Consider the following 25,628-nt stretch of genomic DNA (forward strand, 5'->3'; position numbering starts at 1 on the left):
TGGGGTCAATACCCGCTGTCGGTGGTCAGGATGAAGTGCCCTGCCTCAACCTCTCGATATTGCGAAGGTTCCGGCGTGTAGTCAGTGGGATGAATCGGAGATGGGATCGGTTTGAAATTCAGATCCTTTTCCGATTTCCGCTTGTTCGGGTCCGCGATCGGAACCGCCTTCATCAGCGCCTGTGTATAGGGATGCTGCGGGTTCTCGAACACCCGCGCCCGGGGCCCAAGTTCGACAATACGACCCAGATACATGACCCCGACATAATGGCTGACCCTTTCAACCACGGCCATATCGTGACTGATGAACAGATAAGACAGGCCCAGTTCGGACTGCAATTCCATCATCAGGTTCAGAACCTGCGCTTGCACCGACACGTCGAGGGCCGAGACCGCCTCATCCGCGATGATCAGCTTGGGGTTCAGGGCCAGAGCCCGCGCGATGGCAATCCGTTGCCGCTGACCGCCCGACATTTCATGCGGGAACCGACGCATGAAGCTGCGCGGCAATTGCACCTTGTCGAACAATTGTGCCACGCGGTCCTGAAGCTCGGATCCCGACGCCACGCCATAGTTGCGCATCGGCTCGGCCACCTGATCGACCAGCTGCATCTGCGGGTTCAGCGATGCGAACGGGTCCTGGAAAATCATCTGCATGTCCAGCCGCGCCTTGCGCAAACCAGATGGGTCAAGCTTCATGATGTCGACACCGTCCAGATCAATCTCGCCCGCCAGAGGCTCAACCAGCCGCAGGATCGAACGCCCCGCCGAAGACTTGCCGCACCCGGATTCGCCGACAAGGCTGAGCGTCTGACCTTTGTTCAGTGTGAACGAGACATCCTCGACCGCATGAACGTTCGAGATCGTGCGCCGCAAAAGCCCGCCCTTGACCGGGAACCGGGTCGTCAGGTTCTTGACGGTCAGCAGAACCTCTTCCGTACCCGGAATTGGTGCAATATTCTGCCCTTCGACCCCCAGCAGCTTCATCGGCTCGGGCGCAGATTTCCCCTGCATCTCGCCCAGTTTCGGCACTGCGGCCAGCAACGCCTTGGTATAGTCGTGCTGCGGGTTTTCAAAGATTTCCTTGACGGTGCCTTCTTCGACCTTGTTGCCGCGGTACATGACAACCACACGGTCAGCCATCTGTGCAACCACGGCCATATCGTGGGTGATGAACATCACCGCAGTTCCGGTTTCCCGCTTGAGGCGGTCCATCAAGGCCAGGATCTCGGCCTGAATGGTCACGTCCAGCGCTGTGGTGGGTTCGTCGGCGATCAACAGGCGCGGCTCGCAGGCCATCGCCATCGCAATGACGACGCGTTGGCGCATCCCGCCCGACAACTCGTGAGGATATTGTTTCAGACGCCGCTCAGGTTCAGGTATGCGAACCTGGCGCAACAATTCAAGCGCCCGCGCTTCTGCCTGCGCTTTCGTCATGTCCTTGTGGATACGCAGACCTTCGGTCAACTGGCGACCCACGGTGAAAACGGGGTTCAGCGCGGTCATCGGCTCTTGAAAGATCATCCCGATCTCGTTGCCGCGAATCTGCTTCATCAGATCCTGATCGGCCTTGGCCAGGTCCATTTTTTCGCCATCGCGACGATCAAACAGCAGTTCGCCGCCCGCGATTTCGCCGCCACCGAACTCGACCAGGCGCATCAAGGACAACGATGAAACCGACTTCCCCGAGCCCGATTCGCCAACGATACAAACGGTTTCGCCTGGCTTGACCTCGAACGAGACGTCCTCAACACCAACAACGGGACCGTCCTTTGTCTGAAACTCCACCCGCAGTTTTTTGATTTGAGCAATAGGCTGATCCAGCACGTGCGCGCTCCCTTGACGACGTTGTTCTTGTTCTGAATGCCGAACGCTACGGCGGGCCACCGGGAAAAGTCAAACCCATTACACATTTTCGCGACGGCACCACTTGCATTTTTCTCAAGTTCTGTTTCGATACCCAACGTAACCGCCTTGGGGAGGCAGCGCCGACGGAAACCGTTAGCGCTATTATCACGAATGATCAAAACCTTACCCCGAAGCGGCAACGCCAAACCCGCAGGCCTTGCGGAGATAATCGAGACACGAACGTGTCCAATTCGGGAGTGACTTATGAAAATCAAAACCCTTTTGCTAGGTGCGATCGCAAGCACGGCAATGGCCCCGATGGCCTTTGCCGAGCGCGGTTCGGACGGCAATGTCAGCATCATCTATTGGCAGGCCCCGTCGATCCTGAACCCGTTCCTGTCCGGCGGCACGAAAGACGTGGAATCAGCCTCGCTGGTGATCGAGCCGCTTGCCCGCTACGACCAGGACGGCAACATGGTGCCATATCTGGCGTCTGAAATCCCGACCGTGGAAAATGGCGGTGTCAGCGAAGATCTGACGTCGATCACATGGAAAATCGCGCCGGGAATCAAATGGTCGGACGGCACTCCGTTCACCGCTGCTGACGTGAAGTTCACCGCCGATTACTGCATGCACCCGGAAGGTGGCTGCGCGCAGGTGACCAAGTTCGAAGGCGTCACCTCGGTCGAGGCTGTTGATGACCTGACCGTCAAAGTCACTTTCGACGCACCGACCCCCTTCCCCTATGGTCCGTTCGTCGGCGGTGAAAGCCCGATCATTCAGGCCGCACAGTTCGCCGATTGCCTTGGTGCGAAAGCACCTGAATGCACCGACCAGAACTTCAACCCGATCGGCACCGGCCCCTTTGTCGTCACCGAGTTCAAACCGAACGACGTGATTACATTCAAAGCCAACGACAATTATCGTGACCCGGCCAAACCGGCCTTTGCGACCGTGACCTTCAAGGGCGGCGGTGACGCGACAGCTGCTGGTCGTGCCGTCATGGAAACCGGTGAGTTTGATTATGCCTGGAACCTGCAACTGGCTCCGGAAGTGATCGCACAGATGCAGGAAGGCGGCAAAGGTACGCCGGTTGCAGGCTTCGGCCCGCTGGTCGAGCGCATCATGCTGAACCAGACCAACCCGTCGCCCGAGCTGCCGGAAGGCGAGCGTTCGACGGCCAAGCACCCGCACCCGTTCCTGAAGGATCCGGCCGTTTACAAAGCCATGTCGATGGCCATCGACCGTCCGCTGCTGGTGGAAATCGGCTATGGTCAGGCTGGTAAAGTGACCTGCAACTGGGTTCCGGCCCCTGCCGCATTCAACTCGACCTCGATGACCTGCGACACGCAAGATATCGAAGGCGCCAAGAAACTGCTGGATGATGCCGGCATCGTCGACACCGATGGCGACGGCGTCCGCGAGAAGGACGGCGTTCCGCTGAAGATCGTCTATCAGACCTCGACCAACGCCGTCCGCCAGGACTTCCAGGCGCTGATCAAGGAATGGTGGAGCCAGATCGGCATTGAAACCGAACTGCGCAACATCAACGCATCGGTCTTCTTCGGTGGTGACCCGGGCTCGCCCGATACGTTCCAGAAGTTCTATGCCGACGTTGAAATGTACGCCAACACCTTCAACGGCACCGACCCGCAATCCTATCTGGGCAACGGCCTGTGCGACAAGGCACCGCGCCCCGAGACGCAGTGGCAGGGCGAGAACATCAGCCGCTTCTGCAACGAAGAGTTCGACAAGCTGCACGCTCAGCTGGCTGAAACCGCGGGTCTTGAGCAACGTGCCGAGATCGCGAAAAAGCTGAACGACATCATGGTTGAAAACGGTGGCATGATCCCGCTGGTTCACCGTGGTCGTCTGTCGGCGCACGCAAACACCCTGGGTGGCGTTGTCCTGAACGTTTGGGACAGCGAGCTGTGGAACATTGCGGACTGGTACCGCAAGACCGGTTCCTAAGCACTGACCTTGCAAAACCGCGCCCCGATCGTTATCGGGGCGCGGTCATTTGCATCCCACCCCAACAAGAAGACGCATATAAAGGCGCCTCTTAATGCTTAATTTCACAATCAGACGACTGGTGCTGGCCGTTCCAACGCTGCTGTTCATCAGCCTCGTCATCTTCCTGCTCCTCGAACTCGCACCCGGCGATCCGATGGCGCAGGTTCCGCTCACCGTTCCCCCCGAAGTCAAGGAAAAGATGCGCGAGGCGCTTGGCCTTGGCCAGCCGATGCATATCCGGTTCTGGAAGTGGATCGTGCAGTTCTTCTGGATCGAACCGCAGGTCCTGATCGACTCGATGTTCGGTACAACCTTTTCCGAAGGCGACCTGCGCGTGATATCCTGGCAGACCCGCTCGCCCGTCATGGACATCGTTGTTCAGCGTATCCCGCAGACTCTGTGGGTTGTCGGCACCGCCTATGTGGTCGCCATCCTGATCGCCCTGCCCATCGGCATCTATTCGGCCTATCGTCAGTATTCCTGGTTCGACCAGATGGGCACCTTCGTGTCGATGGTCGGCTTCTCGGTCCCTCCGTTTTTCTCGGGCGTTCTGGTGATCGTGATTTTCTCGGTCCAACTGGGCTGGTTCCCGTCGATCTATGACACCACGCATGTGGTCAACAGCTGGGACAGCTTCGTCGTGCAGCTGAAGCAGATGATCATGCCGGTCATGGTGCTGGCGTTGCAGATCACTGCGCAGCTCAGCCGATTCATGCGCGCCTCGATGCTGGACAATCTCAATCAGGATTACGTCCGCACCGCCCGCGCCAAGGGGCTCAGCGAATACACCGTGGTCATGGTCCACGTCCTGAGGAACTCGATGATCCCGGTGGTCACGGTCATTGCACTGGGTATCCCGGCCATCTTCGGCGGCGCCATCATCACCGAGCAGGTTTTCAAGGTGAATGGTATCGGTCAGTTGCTGATCGGGGCCATCCAGGCCAATGACCTGCCGATGGTGCAAACCCTGACCTTCATCTTTGCCGTGCTGATCGTGCTGTTCAACCTGATCGCCGACGTCCTGTATGGCATTCTGGACCCGAGGATTCGCTATGACTGATCACGACAAATCAGACACGCTGATCCCCGACGAAGGTCTGGCCCCGGCATCCACCGCGCTGCCAACCGCTGATGTGATGGAGGAACTCACGACCCCGCCACGCAGCCAATGGCGCGATGTGTGGGATCAGTTCAAGACGCACAAGGGCGCAATGATCGGGGCGATCCTGTTCATCTTCATCGTAGCGGGCGTGTATCTGGGCCCCTATCTCTGGGGCATTGATCCGACGCAGATCGATATCCGGGCCCGCAATCAGGGGCCAAGCTGGGCGCATCCGTTCGGCACCGACCAACTGGGCCGGGATATTCTGGCCCGCATGATGTCGGGCGGTCAAACCTCGGTATCGGTGGGCATCACCGCGATGCTGCTGGCACTGTTTCTGGGATCGTTCATCGGCGTTCTGGCCGGGTTCTTCAAACGGCTGGATGGTCCGCTTATGCGTCTGACAGACCTGTTTCTGGCCCTGCCTCTGCTGCCCTTGTTGCTGGTCATGATGCTGCTGTTCCGCGAGCCCCTGTCGGCCGCGTTCGGGCTGGAGCGCGGGATCTTCATCCTGATCGTCTGCGCCATCGGCATCACCTCGTGGATGCCCACGGCGCGGATCGTACGGGGTGACGTGCTGGCCATCAAAGAGCGTGAATTCGTATTGGCAGCCCGGTCCATCGGCACCAGCAACACTCAGATCATCACGCGGCATATCCTGCCGAACGTGTTGTCTCCGATCATGGTATCGGCGACGCTGGGCATTGCCACGGCCATCATCACCGAAAGCGCGTTGTCGTTCCTGGGTCTGGGCTTTCCGCCCGACTTCCCGACATGGGGTCGCCTGCTGTTCGACGGTGTCGATTACCTACAGCAATACCCCGAGCGTGTGTTCTGGCCGGGTCTGGCAATCTCGCTGACCGTTCTCAGCGTCAACTATCTGGGTGACGGTCTGCGCGACGCGCTGGATCCGCGCATCCGCGGTCGTTGAACTAAACCGAGCCGGCGCGCTTCAGCGCGCCGGCCAACAGCACGATCAGAACGGCCAATGGCAGCAGTACGGCAAAAGCCAGACGCAGGCCGAACAACTCCGCCAGAAGACCGATCAACGGCGGACCGATCAACAGCCCCCCATACCCCAATGTCGCTACACTTGCGATGGCTTGCCCCGGTGGCACATTCGGATCGCTGGCCGCCCGGCTGAATGCCAGCGGCATGATCACGGCATAGCCAATTCCCATCAAGGCAAACCCAAGCAACGCTGTCAAAGGCGTCGCCGCAGAAACCACCGTAAAAACACCAAACGCGGCGCAAATACCGCCGAACCGGGCCGTAACAACCGGGCCGAACCGGGTGATAACAACGGCACCGGCAAGTCGAAACGCCACCATGGTCACTGAAAATACCGCATAGCCCAGGGCAGCGACGCTTTCGGTCGCCCCCGTGATGTCACGCAGATATATCGCGCTCCAGTCCGCGACGGCCCCTTCGCCCAATGCTCCGCACAAGGCGGCTATGCCAACCAGTATCAGCGCGCCGGATGGCAAGGCGAAAACCGTACCCTGAGGCCCTTTGGATCGGCGCGAGCTCCAGCTTACCCAGGATGACGCAAGCGCAAGGCCGACAACCACGCCGCCCGCCAGCAGGAAATGCACAAGAACCGTCAGCCCCATCTGAACCGCAACATACCCGCTGAGCGCGCCAAGACCGGCGCCAAGGCTCCACATTGCGTGGAACGAGGACATTACGGGTTTGTCATATGCCTGCTCTACCTCGGCGGCCCATGCATTCATCGCAACATCCATCGATCCGTGGAAGGCGCCAAAGACAAACAGGAACACTGCCAACCCCCAAAGCCCATCAGCCAGGGCAAGCAAGATCAGCGACCCAGTGTACAGAACTGCAATGATCCGGGTGATTGCAACAGCACCGAAACGATCCGTCAGCCGCCCGGTTATCGGGAAAGAGCAGACAGCCCCCGCAGCCATGAACAACAGGCCGAATCCAAGCGCCTCATGGGACAGTTCCAACCTGTCACGTATGGCGGGAATGCGTGACGCCCAGATTCCGAACAGGGCGCCATTTAGAATGAACATGGCAGCGACAGCGCGCCATGCTGCAACTACGCTTATCATATGACTCCCTCGCTCTGCGTGCCAAGTGCCCGTGTTCTACAGGCCAGACGAAACCTGGCAATTGCCGCTCAACCGAGCCGTTTGCGGATGCGTCGGACCGCGTACCACACCGCGACGACAACCGGGATCGTAACCGCCGCCGTCAGCATGCCCTTGCTGATGCCAGAGGCCGTCAACGGATACAAAAGATAGCTGACCAGCGAAACCGCATAATAGCTGATGGCAACCACGGAAAGCCCCTCGACCGTGTGTTGCAACCGCAATGCCAGATCGGCCCGACGATCCATGCTTTCCAGCAACGCCTGGTTTTGCGCGCTGCGTTCCACATCCACCCTTGTCCGCAGCAACTCACCGGCGCGGATCGCCCGGTCCGACAAGGCCTGAAGGCGGCGTTCCGTGGATTTCACGGTGCGGATTGCAGGGTCATAGCGGCGCATCATGAAATCGGCGAAATTCTGTCCGCCTTCGAAACGTTCTTCTCGCAACACTTCGATTCGCTGGTTGACGATGGCCTCATACGCCCCGGTGGCACCGAACCGGAAAGAACATCGGGCCGACAGTGTTTCGAGCTCGATCGACGTTGCCAGCAAATCCTGCAACAGCACGTCAGGTTGCGCCGAGTTGTCGGTCATCTGCCCCATCAACCGGGTGAGTTGCCCATCCAGTTCCCCGATACGCGGCATCAGTTGCTTGACACGCGCGAAACCCAGCATCGACATCGCCTTGTACGTTTCGATTTCGCACAGGCGCTGAATAATGCGTCCCGTCCGGCGCCGTCCGGTGCCCTCGGCCACGAACAAGGCAAAGCGCATGTGACCTGCCGGATCGATACGAAAATCACTGGCACAAATGGCGGCATCGTCCAATACTCTGGCCACGGCCAGGCTTTCCGGCTCGAACCAATCCAGCAGCTTTGACTTTACCACATCGTCACTTTCGCGTTCAACGACGCGCACCATCGCCGACGTTACCCTTTGCCCCGGGCTGGCCATCAGCCAATCAGGCGGAAAGACTTCAAAGTCGGCCGGGTTGAACGCACGATCACTCACGTTCTGAGCGATCGCGGTGTAGGTCACGAATTCGGTATGCTGCTCCCACTTCAACCAGTGGCGACCAATCTGACCCGCGTAATGTGTTGCATCAGGCTGAGGATGCTGCGCGCCGTGGCGGTCCAGCAGGTCGATCAAATGAGCCAAATCCTCACGACGATCACGAGCGACCGCAGCCTCTGGTTTCTTGATCGCCAGAAAGACCACAGTACAGGGCATTGACGCGACCGGGAACGGTCGAGCATGCAATTCATTGGCCAGCGCATAGCGAAGGGGATGGTCATCTATCGGTGTCATTCAGGGCTCCGCCTCGTCACGCGCACTATACGCCACATGGACGATACATCAATTCTCTTTTTATTTCATATACTTACAGGGATACAGCGGTATACAACACCGCTATCTCATTGATTTGGCTGCCACAGCTCGATGGGGTTGCCTTCGGGGTCAAGGATGCGGGCAAATTTTCCAACTTCGCTGTCCCAGTCAGGATTGGTTTCCACCTTGATTCCAGCCTGCTCAAGCTGCGCCGTCAGCGCGGCCAGATCATCGACACGAAAATTGATCATCCACTGCTGATCGGCCCGTCCGAAATACTCGGTGTCCTCAGCGAATGGCGCAAAGACCGTATAGCCTTCACGCTGCTTCCAGGGCACGGGGTCATAGTGATTGACGCCCAAGTGCTTCTCATACCAGGCGCTCAACGCCTTTGGGTCGCGGGCGCGAAAGAACACACCGCCGATACCGTTCACCTTCTCCATCTTCGACCTCCTGCCATCTTTGTCGGCACCCCAGACTACCACACTCCGCCTGCTTCATCTGGCTGGAAATATCCTGGGGGTTTGGGGGCAACGCCCCCATGCACATTCACAAAGAAAAGGGCGCCCAAAGGCGCCCTTTGCAATCTGATCCAACGCGACGATCAATCGATCATCGGCAGCAGCTTGTCCAGTGACTCCTTGGCGTCGCCGTAGAACATCCGGGTGTTCTCTTTGAAGAACAAAGGATTCTCGATACCCGAGTACCCGGTGCCCTGACCACGTTTCGAGACGAACACCTGCTTGGCTTTCCAGCATTCCAGAACCGGCATGCCGGCGATGGGGCTGTTGGGGTCTTCCTGCGCCGCAGGGTTCACGATGTCGTTTGAACCGATGACGATGGCCACATCGGTGTCCGGAAAGTCATCGTTGATCTCATCCATTTCCAGAACGATATCATACGGCACCTTCGCTTCGGCCAGCAAAACGTTCATATGGCCCGGCAAGCGGCCCGCAACGGGGTGAATAGCGAAACGAACATTCTTGCCCTTGGCCCGCAGCTTGCGCACCAGTTCGGAAACCGATTGCTGCGCCTGTGCCACGGCCATGCCATAGCCCGGGATGATGATCACGCTGTCCGCGTCGTTCAGGGCCGCGGCCACACCGTCGGCCTCGATGGCGATCTGCTCGCCTTCAACGGCCATCTGTTCACCCTGAGGTCCGCCAAAGCCGCCCAGGATCACGCTGACAAAGTGGCGGTTCATCGCCTTGCACATGATGTAGGACAGGATCGCACCCGACGAGCCCACCAGCGCACCAACCACGATCAGCAGGTCGTTGCCCAGCGAAAAACCGATCGCCGCGGCTGCCCAACCCGAGTAGCTGTTCAGCATCGACACAACCACCGGCATGTCGGCGCCTCCGATGCCCATGATCAGGTGATAGCCGATGAACAAAGCCGCCAGCGTCATCAGGATCAGCGGAAACAGGCCCCCTGTCGAAGTGTACCAGATCAGGCAGATCAGCGAGAGACCCGCCGCCGCCGCATTCAGTGCGTGGCCACCGGGCAGCTTTGTCGCTGCCGAGGTCACCTTGCCCGCCAGCTTACCGTAGGCGACGACCGACCCGGTAAAGGTGATCGCACCGATGAAGATGCCCAGGAACAGTTCCACGTGCAGGATAGCCAGCTCAGCCGGGGTTTTCTTGGCAATCAGCTTGGCAAAAGACCCCAGATCGGACAGGTCCGCCTGGCTGGCGCTGTCAGCAATGGCCATGACCTGCGCCACGTTGCCGATCTCGAAATGCGCGTTGAAACCGACGAACACGGCCGCAAGACCGACCAGCGAGTGCATCGCCGCAACAAGCTGCGGCATCTCGGTCATCTGCACGCGCTGTGCAACATACTGGCCGATGAAACCACCGCCCGCGATCAGCAGCAGTGACAGCAACCACAGGCCCGAACCCGGGCCGACCAGCGTGGCGAAAACCGCCAGCGCCATGCCGACGATGCCATACCAGACCGCGCGCTTGGCACTTTCCTGGTTCGACAGACCGCCGAGCGAAAGGATGAAAAGGACAGCCGCAACAACATAGGCGGCAGTGGTGAAGCCATAATCCATGTGCCCGGCCTCCTTAAGATTTCTGGAACATGGCGAGCATGCGCCGGGTTACGAGGAAACCGCCGAAGATATTGATCCCGGCCATGAAGACGGACAGTGCCGCCAGCAGAATGACCAGGAACGACCCCGACCCGATCTGCATCAAAGCCCCGACGATGATGATCGACGAGATCGCGTTGGTGATCGCCATCAGCGGAGTGTGCAGGCTGTGCGCGACGTTCCAGATCACCTGGAAGCCCACAAAGATGGCCAGCACGAAGACGATGAAGTGCTGCATGAAACTGGCCGGAGCGATCAGCCCCACCAGCAGCATGAGCGCGCCACCGACACCCAGCAGGGTGAACTGCTGCTTGGTCTGCGCCTTAAAGGCCGCAATCTCCTGCGCCTTCTTCTCTTCCGGGGTCAGTTCCTTGACCTCGGGCTTCTTCTGCGCCGCGATCGCCTGCACCTTGGGTGGCGGCGGCGGGAAGGTGATCTCACCCTCATAGGTCACGGTCGCGCCACGGATCACGTCATCTTCCATGTCGTGATTGATCTGGCCGTCCTTGTTGGGTGTCAGGTCCGTCATCATGTGACGAATGTTGGTGGCGTACAAAGACGAAGACTGCGCCGCCATCCGGCTGGGGAAGTCGGTATAGCCGATGATGGTCACGCCATTGGGCGTCACGACCTTTTCGTCCGGCACGGTACCTTCGACGTTCCCGCCGCGCTCTGCCGCAAGATCAACGATGACCGAGCCCGGCTTCATTGCCTTGACCATATCTTCCAGCCACAGCTTTGGCGCCGGGCGGTTGGGGATCAGGGCCGTGGTGATGACGATGTCCATTTCCGGGGCCAGTTCGCGGAACTTGGCCAACTGCGCATTGCGGAACTCTTCTGACTGGACCGACGCATACCCACCGGTGGCCGCTCCATCCTGCTGTTCTTCTTCGAAATCCAGATAGACGAACTCCGCCCCCATCGATTCGACCTGCTCGGCCACCTCGGGGCGCACGTCGAACGCATAGGTGATTGCACCCAGCGAGGTCGACGTCCCGATCGCGGCAAGTCCGGCAACACCGGCCCCGACGATCAGAACCTTTGCAGGCGGCACTTTACCGGCCGCAGTCACCTGACCGGTGAAGAATCGGCCAAAGTTGTTGCCGGCTTCGATCACCGCGCGATAGCCGGCAATATTGGCCATCGACGACAATGCGTCCATCTTCTGCGCGCGTGAAATACGCGGCACCATTTCCATGGCGATCACGTTTGCGCCCTTGGACTTGGCAAGTTCCATTCCTTCTTCGTTTCCGGCAGGATTGAAGAAGGAAATCAACGTCTTGCCCTTGGTCAGACGTTTCAGCTCAGTCTCGGTCGGGATACGAACCTTGGCGATGATATCTGCGGTCTTCCACAGCGATGCTGCGGTCTTGACAACCTCAACGCCCACAGCCTCATACGCCGCGTCCGAAAAACCGGCAGCAGCACCTGCGCCTTTTTCGATCAGGCACTCATAGCCCAGTTTTTGCAGTTGCACGGCCGAATCCGGAGTCATCGCGACCCGGTTTTCGCCGTCCAATATTTCCTTTGGCGTGCCTATCTTCACTGGCAGTCCCCCTAATTCTTAATCTGTCTGAGCGGGTGATCGGTATTCTTTGTTAAGCAAAGATGTATCCTGCGCAACATTATTTCGCAAGCGCAGCATTCCTGACGTGATGTCATTGCAGAATTCACCCTAGATCCAGCGCCGTGTCTTGCGTTCATAACGCGCGAAGTCGGCGCGAAAGGTTCGACGCAGGCGATCTTCTTCCGGCAGGATGAACCGACGCTCCAACACCCAGACGAAGACTGGCACAAGAACCAGGGACAATACGGCGTCAAAACGAAGAATAAGACCTGCAAGGATCAGAACGTCGCCCACATAGATCGGATTGCGACTGCGCTTGTAGATGCCGGATTGCACCATCGACGATGGTGTTTCATGAGGAACAACAGTTGTCTTGTGACGGCGGAATTCGACCACCGCCAGGACAGCCATCAGGATTCCACCTCCGATCAACAGCCCGCTCAGAAGGTCCGTCAAACCGCCCTCAAGCGACAGGCCGAATTTCAGATACTTGCCCTGCAACCAGGCAAGCGCAGCAAAAGCAATCAGCCAAACCGGCGGCACGTCTATCCAGCGCATGCAGAGCCCTCATTGAGTGACGACAAGATCGAGTACATGTCGCATCTGAGCGATGTCCTACCGCTTTTGGGTCAAAATGGCAAAAGACCAGTATGTCGCATCGCATGGACTCACATTTGAGGATCGACTACCTCAAAAGCAATCACCGACGTTCACACAAGTTAGCGAGCCCTCATGACTGATTTTGCAGCAACCAAAGCCATGTTCGACCTGCCCGAGGGCGTCATCTATCTGGATGGCAATTCTCTGGGCCCGCTGCCGAAATCGGCAGGCGCGCGAGTACAAAGGATGCTGACCGAAGAATGGGGCCAGATGCTGATCACCGGATGGAACAAGGCAGGTTGGATGGGCCTGCCCACCGGGCTTGGTGACCGGATTGGCCGCCTGATCGGAGCAGAGCCCGGCAGCGTGGTGACCGGCGACACCTTGTCGATCAAGGTCTATCAGGCCCTGGCCTCGGCCCTTGAACTGAATCCGGATCGCAAAGTGGTTCTGTCGGATAACGGCAACTTTCCTTCGGACCTGTACATGGCGGATGGCCTTTTGCGGTCACTCGGCGACGACTACGAATTGCGGATTGTCGATCCCGAAGCCGTGGCCGACGCAATCACCGAAGAGGTCGCCGTTCTTATGCTGACCGAGGTGGATTACCGCTCGGGCCGGATGCACGACATGAGGGCGCTGACCGAACTGGCGCATGCCGCCGGTGTAGTGACGGTATGGGATCTGGCCCATTCCGCAGGGGCCATCCCCGTAGACCTTTCAGGGTGCAACGCCGATTTCGCGGTCGGGTGTACGTACAAATACCTCAACGGGGGACCCGGCGCACCGGCCTTCATCTATGTCGCACCCAGATTGGCAGACAATACACGCCCTGCCCTGTCCGGTTGGCTGGGGCACGAAGCACCCTTTGCCTTCGATCTCGACTACCGCCCCGGCAGCGGCATTGAGCGGATGCGGGTGGGAACGCCGCCCATCATCCAGATGACGGCCTTGTCGGCCGCCATGGACATCTGGGATTTGGCGGACATGACCGACGTCCGCGCCAAATCTGTTGAACTGACCGAGCTTTTCATAGAACGCGTCGAGGCAACCTGCCCGGATCTGCAACTGGCCAGCCCCCGTGATCCGCGGCAGCGTGGCAGTCAGATCTCGTTCCGTTTCAAGGAAGGCTATGCCGCCATGCAGGCCCTGATCGCCCGCGGCGTGATCGGAGATTTTCGTGCACCCGACATCATGCGGTTCGGCTTTACACCTTTGTATATCGACGAAGGCGATGTTGAACGCGCGGTCGGGATTATGGCCGATATCATGCAGAACCGCCTGTGGGACGCGCCCGAATACAAGATCCGTCAGCGCGTTACCTGACTTCGAGTCCGGCGCCGAAAAGGGCTGCGACCTGTGCGACCTGCCGTTCATAGACCTCGGCGCCGGCACCAATCAGCTTCAGCCCCTTGAGCGTGGCCGTGATCGTCCGACCGGTCTCTGCCGCGTCAGCCAGCAGGCGAACCCGGCCCGCCTTTTCCTGTTGCACCAGCCAGTCCGCATAAAGCGCGGCCAGCTTGGCCTCGCCCGCCGCGATGATTTCCGCAGACAGGGACTTTGTGTTGTCGAGTATCTCAAGCCCGTGGGGCGAGGCCAGAATTTTTGCCATCCCCTCGGTCTGCGCCTGAATCGCGCGGCTCAGAACCTCGGGCACCGAACCCTGGGTGGCCAGCGCTTCGGCCACCGCAACGCTCTTTTCGGCATAGTACAGCTCGGTCAGTTTGCTGACGATCGCCTCTTTGTTCTTGTAATGCAGATACACCGCCGGCCGAGACATCCCCGCGCCGCGCGCGATGTCGTCCATCGAGGTCTTTCGGTATCCATAAGTGGAAAACGCCTGAAACGCCGAGTTCAGGATCGCCTGTTGCCGTGAGCCGTCACCATTGTCTTTCATATCCGAAGCCCTGACATTTTTTGTCCAATTTGTCAATTGACACCCTGACACTCTTACGCAATTATGTCAGAAACCAGCCACAGCAACAAGAGGTGCGCCATGGCGACGACCTTGAAGATCAACGGCAAGCAATACCAGGTGGACTTGCCAGATGACGTCCCCCTGCTTTGGGCTCTGCGGGATGAGGTCGGCCTGACCGGCACCAAGTTCGGCTGCGGCGTGGCCGCATGCGGGGCCTGCACCGTGCACATCGATGGTGAGGCCGTGCGCTCGTGCCAGGTGACGCTGTCGGATGTCTGGGGTGACGTGACCACGATCGAAGGGCTCGGCTCACCGGACGCGCTGGCCACGATCCAACAGGCCTGGATCGAACATCAGGTCGCGCAGTGCGGATACTGCCAGTCGGGCCAGATCATGCAGGCCGCTGCATTGCTGGCGGAAAACCCGGACCCCACTGACGCAGACATCGACGAAGCGATGCAGGGCAACCTGTGCCGCTGCGGCACCTATCCTCTTATCCGCGCAGCAATCCATGACGCGGCATCCAAGTTGAAGGAGGCGTAAGCAATGGCTTCCGTTGGAAAAATCCTCCGCCGTACGTTCCTGATCGGCTCTGCCGCGATCGTTGGCGGCGTGGCCTTTGGCACCTATTACGTTACCCGACCCGCGGCCAACCCCTTGAAGCCCGGTGAAGGCGAGGCGGCACTGAACCCGTTTGTGCTGATTGACCAGAATGGCGTCACCTTGTTTGCGCCCCGCGCGGAAATGGGCCAGGGCGTCCGAACCACATGGGCCGCGCTGATCGCCGAGGAACTGGATGTCGATCTGGATCAGATCACCGTTCTGCATGGTCCCGCTGCGGCGGCCTATTACAACTCGGCCCTTGTGGGCGAAGGGTTGCCGAACAAGGGGTACGATATCTCGAATTTCCAGCACAATCTGGGCGAGGCACTCGGGGTACTGGGCAAAACGCTCAGCCTGCAAGTCACGGGTGGCTCGACCTCGATGAAAGATGGGTTCGACCGGATGCGGCAAGCCGGTGCTTCGGCCCGTGAAACACTCAAACGCGCTGCCGCAGACCGGTTGGGTGTCGACCCCTCGGATCTGAAAACGGCGTCGGGCCATGTCATTGCCCCCAACGGCGACAAGATCGCCTATTCAATGCTTGCAGAGGATGCCGCCGGGCTGGAACCCGTTGAGGTGCCATTGCGAGACCCGTCTGAATGGCGCTATCTGGGCCAAAGCCAACCGCGTCTCGACATGGTGGGCAAGGCGACGGGCACTGCTGAATTCGGCGTCGATGTCCGCCTGCCCGGTATGAAATTCGCCAGCGTCCGAATGAATCCCAAACTGGGCGGCGCGATGAACGGCTTTGACGACAGCGCCGCAAGAACCATGCCCGGGGTTGAGAAGATCGTCGATCTGGGCACAGGCGTGGCCGTGATCGCAAGCAACACATGGTTGGCCAATCAGGCAGTCGAGGCCATTGATGTCGATTGGGGCGACGCGCCTTATCCGCCGGATACCGAGGGCATCTTTGCCAGGATCGCCGAGGCGTTTGACGAGGCACCGAACTCGACCATGCGCGACGACGGCGATGTCAGCGCAAGCCCGGAAAACGCAACGGAAATCACCGCCGAATATCGCGTGCCTTATCTGGCCCATGCAACGATGGAGCCAATGAATGCCACCGCGCTCTATACGGGAAATGCGTTGGAACTGTGGTGCGGCAACCAGGCCCCGACTCTGATCCAGTTCCGCGTCGCCAACACCGCCGGTCTGGAAACCGAAGCCGTCCAAATCCACACCACCTATCTGGGTGGCGGGTTTGGGCGCCGGGGCGAACTGGATTTCGGCGAAATCGCCACCAAGGTTGCCATGGCCATGCCCGGCACGCCGGTTCAGACAACCTGGAGCCGTGAAGAGGACATGCGTCACGACTATTTCCGCCCCGGCGCCATCGCCCGGATGCGCGGCGCGGTTCAGGACGGCAAGGCCGTGGTCATTGACGGCAAGGTCGCGGCCCAATCTCCGACCCAACAGGCGGTCGAGCGCTACACCGGGTTCCCCGGCGGCGGACCCGACAAAGTGCTGGTCGAAGGTTTCTTCAACCAGCCCTACGCGGTACCGAATTACCGCATGAGCGGCCACATTGCCGATTTGGCTGTCCCGGTGGGGTTCTGGCGCTCGGTCGGCAACAGCCACAACGGCTTTTTTCATGAGACATTCATGGATGAGATGGCACATGCCGCAGGCCGTGACCCGCTGGAGTTCCGGCTGGATCTGATGAAGACCGAACACGCGCCGTCGGCGGGATGTCTGGAAGCGGTGAAGGAAATGTCAGGCTGGACGGGTCAGACGCCCGAAGGCGTCGGCCGGGGCGTGGCCTTCACATACAGTTTCGGCACCCCGGTGGCTCAGGTCATCGAAGTGGTCGACGAAGACGGCGACATCCGCATCAGCAAGGCCTGGATTGCCTGCGACATGGGGCTGGCGCTGGACCCGGAAAACGTCAAGGCGCAGATGTTCGGCGGCATGATGTACGGCCTGTCCGCCGCATGTTTCGGCGAGATCACCTTTGCGGACGGCGAAGTCGAGCAGTTCAACTTCCCCGACTATGACGCGATGCGGATGCACACAGCCCCGCAGGTCGAGGTGCGCGTTTTGGAAACCAATCGGCATATGGGCGGTGCGGGCGAACCCGGAACACCGCCTTCGATGCCGGCGCTCGGCAATGCGCTTTTCGACCTGACGGGCAAGCGCGCACGTTCCCTTCCGCTGATCAATCAGTTCAACCTGCTGGTCTGATCGCACGGCACCGGCCCGATTTTCCCCCTCGTCGGGCCGGTGTAATTCAGGCAGATTTTTGAACTGCCTGATGAACCGTTCCGGCGGCCCATCCACGCACCGCATCGCCGAAGGCTTCGAACAGGGGGCGCGAGACCGGGTCATTGATCGCGTCCCATTCCGGATGCCATTGAACCGACAGGGTAAAGCCGGGCGCATCCTTGATATAGATCGCCTCGGGCGTCCCGTCCGGTGCATGGCCGTCAATGACAACGCGATGCCCAATCGTTTTGATGCCCTGACCGTGCAAGGTGTTGGTCATGACCTCGGTTGCGCCGAACAGCTTGTGGAAAACACCGCCGTTTTCCAGTGTCACCACATGACGCAGAGCAAACTTTTCTTCCAGGGTTCCATCGGGTGGCATCCGGTGGTTCATCCGCCCCGGCAGATCGCGTATCTCGGGATAAAGCGTTCCGCCCATGGCAACGTTGACTTCCTGAAACCCCCGGCAGATGCCCAAAAACGGCTGCCCCCTTTCTACGCAGGCGCGAACCAGCGGCAGAGTTATGGCGTCTCGAGCTCGGTCGAATTCGCCATGTGCATCGGTTGCAGGTTCCCCGTATTCTTCCGGGTGCACGTTCGGGCGACCGCCCGTCAGCAGAAAGCCGTCGCAGACCTTCAGCAACTCATCTACCGAAACGTAACGCGGATCTGCGGGTATCAACAAGGGAAGACATCCTGACACGTTGGCCACGGCATCCGAATTCATCGTTCCCCCAGCATGTGTGGGGTATTGGTCGTTCATGAGATACGAGTTGCCGATGATACCGACGACAGGCCGAGACATTCCGCTTTCCCTGCTGTTGTTGTGCCTGTCAAGGAAGCTAGCGGCAGCGGTTTTAACGTGCAAGAATACACGCCCTGCATGAAAGCGCAGGGACGTGTTCGAAGACGCACTGTACGTTCTGATCCGCCCTGTTTAATTGGAAACGTTTTCCAAGAAGCCGCCAAGCGGGGGCATAATTTCCCCGCCCAGCTGGAAAAACGTATCAATACAACGCTCTTATCAAATCTCACCGATCAGGCCGGCCGCCTCGATCCCCGCTATTGCGGCCAGCGCATCATTGTCAGATGTGTCGCCGGTAACCCCGACGGCGCCGATCACGGCCCCCTTGCGATCACGCAACAGCACGCCACCCGGAACCGGCACGACCTGACCACCATAGACGCCATTCACTGAGGCCATGAAGTAGGCCTGCGCTTCGGCGCGCTGCATCTGCGCGGTGCCCGCCATTCCCAGCATGACCGACCCATAGGCCTTGCCCTGCGCAATCCCGAACCGGCCCGGTGCAGCACCATCCTCGCGCTCGAACGCGATGACATGCCCACCGGCATCCAAAACCACGACTGAGAGCGGCTTCAACTCCATCTCTCGGCCCTTCTCCAGGGTTTTGCGGATGATGGTGCGGGCTTTGCGTAGGGAAACTGACATCTGATGATCCTCTTCTCGGATTGGAGTTCGAAAAAGCCCGCAAACGATTGGTCTGTGGGCTTTTGCCGGGGTTATCTTTGGCTGGCTTTCAACTCCAGCCGGCGCGCGTGCAGGACCGGCTCGGTATAGCCCGAGGGCTGAACCCGGCCCTTGAACACCAGATCGCAGGCCGCCTGAAAGGCGATGCCGTCAAATCCCGGAGCCATAGGGGTGTAATTCGGATCGTTTTCATTCTGGCGATCCACGACGGCGGCCATCTTTTGCAGAGCGGCCATGACCTGGGCGTCATCCACGATGCTGTGATGCAGCCAGTTGGCCAGCGCCTGTGACGAAATCCGGCAGGTCGCGCGGTCTTCCATCAGGCCGACATCGTTGATGTCGGGCACCTTGGAGCAGCCCACGCCCTGATCGACCCAACGCACGACATAACCCAGAATACCCTGCGCATTGTTTTCAAGTTCACGCGTGATTTCTTCGTCGCTCAGGTTGCGTCCAGCCAGCAAAGGGATGGTCAACAGATCCCTCAAAGTGCCCCGCGCACCGCCTGCGGCCAGCTCGTCCTGACGGGCCAGCACATCGACCTTGTGGTAATGCGTAGCGTGCAGGGTCGCGGCCGTGGGTGACGGCACCCAGGCGCATGTCGCTCCGGCCATCGGGTGGCCGATCTTGGTCTCAAGCATTTCGCCCATGCGATCCGGCATGGCCCACATGCCCTTGCCGATCTGTGCCTTGCCCTTCAGGCCACAGGCCAGCCCGATATCGACGTTGCGATCTTCATAGGCCGCAATCCATGGCGTATTTTTCATGTCGCCCTTGGGCAGCATCGGACCCGCCTCCATCGAGGTGTGTATTTCGTCTCCGGTCCGGTCCAGAAACCCCGTGTTGATAAAGGCGACCCGTGATTTTGCGGCGCGAATGCACTCTTTGAGGTTGACCGAGGTGCGTCGTTCTTCATCCATGATGCCCAGTTTCACGGTATTGCGCGGCAGGCCCAGAATGTCTTCGACCATGTCGAAAATCTCGACCGAGAACGCGACTTCCTCGGGCCCGTGCATCTTGGGTTTCACCACATAGACAGAGCCTTCCACAGAATTGCCCCCGTCTCGCTTCAGGTCGTGCATGGCGATCAGGGTGGTACACAGAGCATCCATCAAACCTTCGCCGATCTCGCGCCCTTCTGCGTCAAGTACGGCCGGGTTGGTCATCAGGTGGCCCACGTTCCGCACAAGCATCAAGGACCGGCCTTTCAGCCTGGCCTTATCACCCGACGGAGTGGTAAAGCTCAGGTCCTCGGCCAATTTTCGAGTGAACGTGGCGCCGCCCTTGGTGACCTCTTCGGTCAGGTCGCCTTTCATGAGGCCCAGCCAGTTGCCATACGCCACAACCTTGTCGGCAGCATCGACGCAGGCAACCGAGTCTTCACAATCCATGATGGTGGACAGCGCGGATTCCAGCCGGACATCTGCAACGCCTGCGGGGTCGGTCGCGCCTATGTTGCTTGTGGGGTCGATCATGATCTGGATGTGCAGACCGTTGTTTTTCAACAGCACAAAGTCGGGCTTGTCCGCCGCGCCGCCGAACCCGGCAAATTGAGCGGGATCGCCCAGCGCAGGGGTCAAAGCACCGTCGGTGACGCTCAATTCGGTGACATCCGCCCATGATCCAGACGCCAGAGGCACAGCATCATCCAGAAACGCTTTGGCCCATGCGATCACCCGCGCGCCGCGCGCCGCGTCATAGCCACTGCTTGCCGGCAGATCCCCCATTGCATCCGTTCCGTAAAGCGCATCATACAGGCTGCCCCAGCGCGCGTTGGCCGCGTTCAGGGCAAAGCGTGCGTTGGTAATCGGAACAACCAGTTGCGGGCCCGGGATCAGGGCGATTTCGGGGTCGACATTGGCCGTTTCAATCTGGAACTCGTCGCCTTCTTCGACCAGATACCCGATCTCTTTCAGGAAAGCCTCATATTCAGCGGCATCGGTGTTCTGCCCTTTTCGGGACATGTGCCACCCATCGATGCGGCTTTGGATCTCGGCCCGTTTGGCCAGCAGCGCGCGGTTTTTCGGCCCCAATTCGTTCACCATCCGCGCCATGCCGGCCCAGAACCTCTGCGAAGAGACGCCCGTTCCCGGCAGCGCCTGCGTCTCGATGAACTCAGCCAAAACCGGATCGATCTGCAATCCGCTTAGGGTCTGTCTGTCCGTCATATTCCTGCTCTCCCGCGATTGTGCGCCATTGTATGCATTGTGACTTAGGCGGAAAGTTTCCGATAGGCAACTTTCTACCCGGCATTTGTGGTATTCGCTTCGGCTTGAAGCTGTTTCAAAAACCTCAAGGCAATGGCAGGGCCGGTTGCAGCGCCCGAACGAAGCCCCTAACGTCGCGCCAGTCCCGAACAGATACGAGGCCCAAGATGCGCGACGCTGCCCCCACCACGATCTACCTGAAAGACTACACACCGTTTGGCTATCTGGTGGACAGCGTGAACCTGACCTTTGATCTGGCCGCGCACGCCACGCGCGTCACCTCGCGCATTGCGTTCCGGCCCAATCCTGACGCCACTGACCGCACATTCTTTCTGCACGGGGAAGAACTAAAATTGATCCGCGCCGCCATTGACGGGGCCGAGATCACACCAGACGTGACCGACAAGGGGCTAACCGCGGATGTCCCCGACGCGCCGTTCCTGTGGGAAGCCGAGGTTGAAATCGACCCCGGCAACAACACAGCGCTGGAAGGTCTGTACATGTCAAACGGCATGTACTGCACCCAGTGCGAGGCCGAGGGGTTCCGCAAGATCACCTTCTATCCCGACCGGCCGGACGTGATGTCCACCTTTACCGTGCGCATCAATGGCGACTTGCCGGTTCTGCTGTCGAACGGCAACCCATCGGGCAAGGGTGAAGGATGGGCGGAATGGGTCGATCCATGGCCCAAGCCCGCCTATCTGTTCGCCCTGGTCGCCGGAGACCTGATCGCACATCCCGGTCAGTTCACCACCAAGTCAGGTCGCAACGTCGATCTGAACCTCTGGGTCCGTCCCGGAGACGAGGGGAAATGCGCTTTCGGAATGGAGGCGTTGAAGAAGTCGATGAAGTGGGACGAGGACGTCTATGGCCGTGAATACGATCTGGATGTCTTCAACATCGTGGCCGTCGATGACTTCAACATGGGCGCGATGGAGAACAAGGGGCTGAACATCTTCAACTCGTCCGCCGTTCTGGCCAGCCCGGAAACTTCGACCGACGCCAATTTCGAACGGATCGAGGCGATCATCGCGCATGAGTATTTTCACAACTGGACCGGCAACCGCATCACCTGCCGCGACTGGTTCCAACTGTGCCTCAAGGAAGGTCTGACAGTATTCCGGGATGCGCAGTTTACCTCGGACATGCGCTCGGCCCCGGTGAAACGCATCCACGACGCGATAGACCTGCGTGCCCGGCAGTTCCCCGAGGACAACGGTCCGTTGTCGCATCCTGTGCGCCCCGAAAGCTTTCAGGAAATCAACAACTTCTACACCGCCACTGTCTATGAGAAGGGCGCCGAGGTCATCGGCATGCTGAAACGGTTGGTCGGGGATGCGGCCTATGCCAAGGCGCTTGATCTGTATTTTGAACGCCATGACGGTCAGGCCTGCACGATCGAGGACTGGCTGAAGGTTTTCGAAGACACCACTGGACGCGATCTGACACAATTCAAACGATGGTACAGCCAGTCGGGCACACCGCGCGTCAGGGTTAAGGAAGACTGGGCCGACGGCACCTATACACTTACGCTGAAACAGCGAACCGACCCCACGCCGGGACAGGATCAGAAACTGCCGCAGGTCATCCCGGTTGCAGTTGGCCTGCTTGGGCCCAACGGCGATGAGGTTCGCGCGACCGAAGTGCTGGAACTGACACAGGCCGAACAGAGCTTCGAATTCACCGGCCTGGCGGCGAAACCCACGCCCTCGATCCTGCGCGATTTCTCGGCACCTGTTATTCTGGAGCATGACCAGTCGAACGCAGAACGTGCATTTCTTCTGGCGCATGACACGGACCCGTTCAACCGATGGCAGGCAGGGCGAGATCTGGCGCAAGACACTTTGATGCGGATGATCCTTCAGGATGCGGCACCGGATACAGATTACCTTGACGGAGTGTTGGCCGTGCTGCGCAATGATGAACTGGACCCGGCCTATCGTGCGTTGATGCTGGGATTGCCGACACAGTCGGAATTGGCAGCGGCCCTGCATGACCGCGGTCACACGCCCGACCCTATGGCGATCTGGGCCGCGGTGGAAACGCTGCGGCAGGCAACGGCCCAGAACGTGCAGGATTTGCTGCCCCGCCTGCACAGTGAGGCCTTTGTGGACGGCCCCTACAGCCCGGACGCCGAGCAGTCCGGTAAACGGGCACTTGGCAGCGCTGCGCTGGCATTGACCTCTCGTCTGGATGGTGGGGCGATGGCGGCTGAGGTGTACGACACAGCCGACAACATGACATTGCAACTGACTGCGCTGTCTTGCCTTTTACGCGCCCGCAAGGGTGAGGCGCAGCTGGACGCATTCTACGAACAGTGGAAGCATGACCGGCTGGTCATGGACAAATGGTTCGGCCTGCAAGTCGCGATGGCAGCACCCGAGGCGACACCCGCGATTGCCACGACCCTGACCGAGCATTCGGATTTCAACTGGAAAAACCCGAACAGGTTCCGCGCCGTCATGGGGGCCCTGGCGATGAACCACGCAGGATTCCACCAGCCGGATGGCGCCGGATACGCCCTGCTTGCAGACTGGCTGATCCGTCTGGACCCGGTGAACCCACAGACCACTGCGCGTATGTGCTCGGCGTTTCAGACCTGGAAACGGTATGATCCGGATCGTCAGGCCCTGATGCGTGCGCAGCTTTCCCGCATCGCGGAAACACCGAACCTGTCGCGGGACACGACCGAAATGGTGTCCCGCATCCTCGGCGCATGACGCCTTACAGCTTTGCCCGCAGCAACCGGAGTTTGAGAACGCTGGCCATCCTGGCCGGTGTTTATGCGGCGTTGCTGGCGCTGGTGGTCCTGTATGACGCGGCCTGGTGGATCGCTGGGCTGCTGTCCCTGGCCACCCTGCCCGCACTTTGGGACGTGGTTCAGAACACCCGCGCGGGCATGCAATTGGATCAGGATGCACTGAGCTGGTTCACGGGGAACCGGCAGGCAGAGGTCGCGCTGCGCGACATCGACCATTTCCGCTTTGACACCCGTTGGGATTTCTCGGTTCGAGTGTCGATCGTTCTGCATTCCGGCAAACGAATCTGTCTGCCGGATGAGTCGCTTCCGCCGCATCGGGATTTGGAAACCCTTCTAAACCAAGCCGGAATTCGCGTGGAACGGCATCATTTCACCGTTTTCTGAAACACTGGACCATTGAAGGGTGAATTGGACACTAAAAAGGAAAATTATTCGGCAATTTACTTGATTTGAACCCGATATCCCGCCAGACTTCGGTGTCAGTTATCAGTTTTTTCAGTTTTGAGTTTCGCCATGTTTCGGTCGCTAAGGGCACTGTTCGCCCCATCTACAGCCAGTCCTACAAATGCTTCAGCAGACCTGTGCGCGACAAAATCCGCGCTTGCGGCAGCCTTGCCCGAGCAGGGTCAGCTCAATATTCCCGTTGCAAGATCCGACCGCGATGATCTGATCGGACATTCCACGATCGAACATGGCCGCTACCTCGCCCGGCAGGACCGGTGGGCAGAGCTGTCGCAGGAAATGCGCGTGGCCGATCAGGGTCGCGCCGCTGTTTCAGATGGTATGCCGGTTGCCGATCTGTTGGCGTTCGGCGCCAGATCTGACGTGGTTCTGGCCGCTGAACATGCGCTTTCGGATGGCAAGGCCATCTCGGATTACGACTTGTTGGGGGGCATCTCAGAACTTGAAGGCGAGATGGCGGACAACCCCGATGATCCAATGATCGCCACCGTCGTATCCCTTGCCCATATCGATCTGGCATGGGCTTGGCGCGGCACGGCCTCGGACGCGACGCTGCCACCCTTGCACCGGTCACGCTGCGCCGCTCATTTCGACCGTGCCGCAGCGATACTGCCCAAGTGCAGGAAAAACGCCCCCGACAGCCCCCTGATTGCTGCGGCCGGATGTGCGCTACTGGCTGGTCAACGCAAATCCAACGCGCGGGTGTCTGACGAATATGAACGCCTGATCACGCTGGATCCACGCAATCAACGCCACATGCGCGCGATGGGCAGCCACCTTCTGCCCCGCTGGTTCGGCAGCTACGAAGAGCTGGAGCTGCAAGCCTTGCGCACGGCCGCCAGGACACAGGATATCTGGGGCGCGGGCGGATACACATGGGTTCAGTTCGACGCCATCGCATTGGACGAAGAGGCCTGTGCCCGCGTCGATATCGAGTATTTCCTTGAAGGTCTGCGTGATATCGTGCGCCTGCGGCCCGATCAGCAGATGATCAACATGCTGTCATCCTACTGCGCGATCACCGTCCAGAACGGATTTGGCCTGAACGATCAGGCCGACCTTGTCCGGTCTCAGATGCGCGACACGGCAAACTGGCTTATCCGCGATCATCTGACGGAATTGCACCCCTTGATCTGGGCGCATGCGGCCAACGGCTTCAACAATTCTGTCCGCATAAACTCGCCCGAGCGATTTGCTGCGCGCGGTCAGCGCGATGCCTTGCGCGCCATCTCGGATCTGTTCCGGGAAGAATTGCGCAGCGGTATGGATGTGACGTTCACACCTTCGGGCCTGCGGTTTTCCCAGAACTGAACA

The 25,628-nt window shown here is 59.5% G+C and carries 20 protein-coding genes; 9 read left to right on the forward strand and 11 right to left on the reverse strand.

Annotated elements, in window-relative coordinates; genetic code table 11:
• Positions 1-5 precede the first annotated feature (5 nt).
• A complete protein-coding gene (locus tag NOR97_RS10480) occupies positions 6-1,826 on the reverse strand; it encodes an ABC transporter ATP-binding protein (protein WP_170343756.1) in 1,821 nt (606 codons plus the stop codon).
• Positions 1,827-2,111: 285 nt separating this feature from the next.
• On the opposite strand from NOR97_RS10480, the gene NOR97_RS10485 reads away from it, so the two are divergent.
• The 3 genes from NOR97_RS10485 (at position 2,112) to NOR97_RS10495 (ending at position 5,893) form a co-directional block, all read left to right on the forward strand.
• Positions 2,112-3,818 (forward strand): peptide ABC transporter substrate-binding protein, encoded by a 1,707-nt coding sequence (locus NOR97_RS10485; protein WP_257599057.1) that lies wholly within the window; start codon positions 2,112-2,114, stop codon positions 3,816-3,818.
• 94 nt (positions 3,819-3,912) lie between these two features.
• A complete protein-coding gene (locus NOR97_RS10490; protein WP_170343754.1) occupies positions 3,913-4,920 on the forward strand; it encodes an ABC transporter permease in 1,008 nt (335 codons plus the stop codon).
• Positions 4,913-5,893, forward strand: coding sequence for an ABC transporter permease (locus NOR97_RS10495; protein WP_257599058.1), 981 nt, complete (start codon positions 4,913-4,915; stop codon positions 5,891-5,893). The genes NOR97_RS10490 and NOR97_RS10495 overlap by 8 nt, the downstream gene beginning before the upstream one ends.
• Before the next feature lies 1 nt (position 5,894).
• Here NOR97_RS10495 and NOR97_RS10500 read toward each other — a convergent pair whose 3' ends face one another.
• The 6 genes from NOR97_RS10500 to NOR97_RS10525 all read right to left on the reverse strand — a co-directional run bounded on the left by NOR97_RS10500 (position 5,895) and on the right by NOR97_RS10525 (position 12,627).
• A complete protein-coding gene (locus tag NOR97_RS10500; RefSeq protein ID WP_170343752.1) occupies positions 5,895-7,037 on the reverse strand; it encodes an MFS transporter in 1,143 nt (380 codons plus the stop codon).
• 68 nt (positions 7,038-7,105) lie between these two features.
• On the reverse strand, positions 7,106-8,383 hold the full coding sequence (locus NOR97_RS10505) for a DUF3422 family protein (RefSeq protein ID WP_170343751.1): 1,278 nt from the start codon (positions 8,381-8,383) through the stop codon (positions 7,106-7,108).
• A 107-nt stretch (positions 8,384-8,490) separates the two neighbouring features.
• Positions 8,491-8,847 (reverse strand): VOC family protein, encoded by a 357-nt coding sequence (locus NOR97_RS10510; protein WP_170343750.1) that lies wholly within the window; start codon positions 8,845-8,847, stop codon positions 8,491-8,493.
• Between the two features lie 161 nt (positions 8,848-9,008).
• A complete protein-coding gene (locus NOR97_RS10515; protein ID WP_152458621.1) occupies positions 9,009-10,463 on the reverse strand; it encodes an NAD(P)(+) transhydrogenase (Re/Si-specific) subunit beta in 1,455 nt (484 codons plus the stop codon).
• Between the two features lie 13 nt (positions 10,464-10,476).
• Positions 10,477-12,048: a Re/Si-specific NAD(P)(+) transhydrogenase subunit alpha gene (locus NOR97_RS10520; protein ID WP_257599059.1), complete on the reverse strand. Its 1,572-nt coding sequence runs from the start codon at positions 12,046-12,048 to the stop codon at positions 10,477-10,479.
• Positions 12,049-12,177: 129 nt separating this feature from the next.
• Positions 12,178-12,627, reverse strand: a complete 450-nt coding sequence (locus NOR97_RS10525) for an isoprenylcysteine carboxylmethyltransferase family protein (RefSeq protein WP_257599060.1) — start codon at positions 12,625-12,627, stop codon at positions 12,178-12,180.
• 174 nt (positions 12,628-12,801) lie between these two features.
• Between NOR97_RS10525 and kynU the strand changes: the two genes are divergently transcribed.
• Positions 12,802-13,995, forward strand: coding sequence for a kynureninase (kynU, locus tag NOR97_RS10530; RefSeq protein WP_257599061.1), 1,194 nt, complete (start codon positions 12,802-12,804; stop codon positions 13,993-13,995).
• On the opposite strand, the gene NOR97_RS10535 is transcribed toward kynU, so the two are convergent.
• Positions 13,988-14,566 carry a TetR/AcrR family transcriptional regulator gene (locus tag NOR97_RS10535; RefSeq protein ID WP_170343746.1) on the reverse strand — a complete coding sequence of 193 codons (579 nt, stop codon included), beginning with the start codon at positions 14,564-14,566 and terminating at the stop codon, positions 13,988-13,990. The two genes, kynU and NOR97_RS10535, sit on opposite strands and share 8 nt — an antisense overlap.
• 99 nt (positions 14,567-14,665) lie before the next feature.
• Here NOR97_RS10535 and NOR97_RS10540 point away from each other — a divergent pair, with 99 nt between their 5' ends.
• Both NOR97_RS10540 and NOR97_RS10545 read left to right on the forward strand, forming a co-directional pair.
• Positions 14,666-15,130 (forward strand): (2Fe-2S)-binding protein, encoded by a 465-nt coding sequence (locus tag NOR97_RS10540; RefSeq protein WP_170343745.1) that lies wholly within the window; start codon positions 14,666-14,668, stop codon positions 15,128-15,130.
• Positions 15,131-15,133: 3 nt separating this feature from the next.
• A complete protein-coding gene (locus NOR97_RS10545; protein ID WP_257599062.1) occupies positions 15,134-17,374 on the forward strand; it encodes a xanthine dehydrogenase family protein molybdopterin-binding subunit in 2,241 nt (746 codons plus the stop codon).
• A gap of 46 nt (positions 17,375-17,420) precedes the next feature.
• Here the strand turns inward: NOR97_RS10545 and NOR97_RS10550 are convergent, their stop codons facing one another.
• The 3 genes from NOR97_RS10550 to NOR97_RS10560 form a co-directional block, all read right to left on the reverse strand.
• Positions 17,421-18,200, reverse strand: coding sequence for a gamma-glutamyl-gamma-aminobutyrate hydrolase family protein (locus NOR97_RS10550; protein ID WP_257599063.1), 780 nt, complete (start codon positions 18,198-18,200; stop codon positions 17,421-17,423).
• A gap of 219 nt (positions 18,201-18,419) precedes the next feature.
• On the reverse strand, positions 18,420-18,845 hold the full coding sequence (locus tag NOR97_RS10555) for a heme-binding protein (RefSeq protein ID WP_170343742.1): 426 nt from the start codon (positions 18,843-18,845) through the stop codon (positions 18,420-18,422).
• Between the two features lie 71 nt (positions 18,846-18,916).
• Positions 18,917-21,052 (reverse strand): malate synthase G, encoded by a 2,136-nt coding sequence (locus tag NOR97_RS10560; RefSeq protein ID WP_257599064.1) that lies wholly within the window; start codon positions 21,050-21,052, stop codon positions 18,917-18,919.
• Positions 21,053-21,258: 206 nt separating this feature from the next.
• Between NOR97_RS10560 and pepN the strand changes: the two genes are divergently transcribed.
• The 3 genes from pepN to NOR97_RS10575 all read left to right on the forward strand — a co-directional run bounded on the left by pepN (position 21,259) and on the right by NOR97_RS10575 (position 25,625).
• Positions 21,259-23,811, forward strand: a complete 2,553-nt coding sequence (gene pepN, locus NOR97_RS10565) for an aminopeptidase N (protein WP_257599065.1) — start codon at positions 21,259-21,261, stop codon at positions 23,809-23,811.
• A complete protein-coding gene (locus tag NOR97_RS10570) occupies positions 23,808-24,236 on the forward strand; it encodes a hypothetical protein (protein ID WP_257599066.1) in 429 nt (142 codons plus the stop codon). The genes pepN and NOR97_RS10570 overlap by 4 nt, the downstream gene beginning before the upstream one ends.
• 129 nt (positions 24,237-24,365) lie before the next feature.
• Positions 24,366-25,625, forward strand: coding sequence for a hypothetical protein (locus tag NOR97_RS10575; RefSeq protein WP_257599067.1), 1,260 nt, complete (start codon positions 24,366-24,368; stop codon positions 25,623-25,625).
• Positions 25,626-25,628: the final 3 nt, after the last annotated feature.

The sequence above is a fragment of the Ruegeria sp. YS9 genome (genome assembly GCF_024628725.1).
Lineage (GTDB): Bacteria > Pseudomonadota > Alphaproteobacteria > Rhodobacterales > Rhodobacteraceae > Ruegeria > Ruegeria atlantica_C.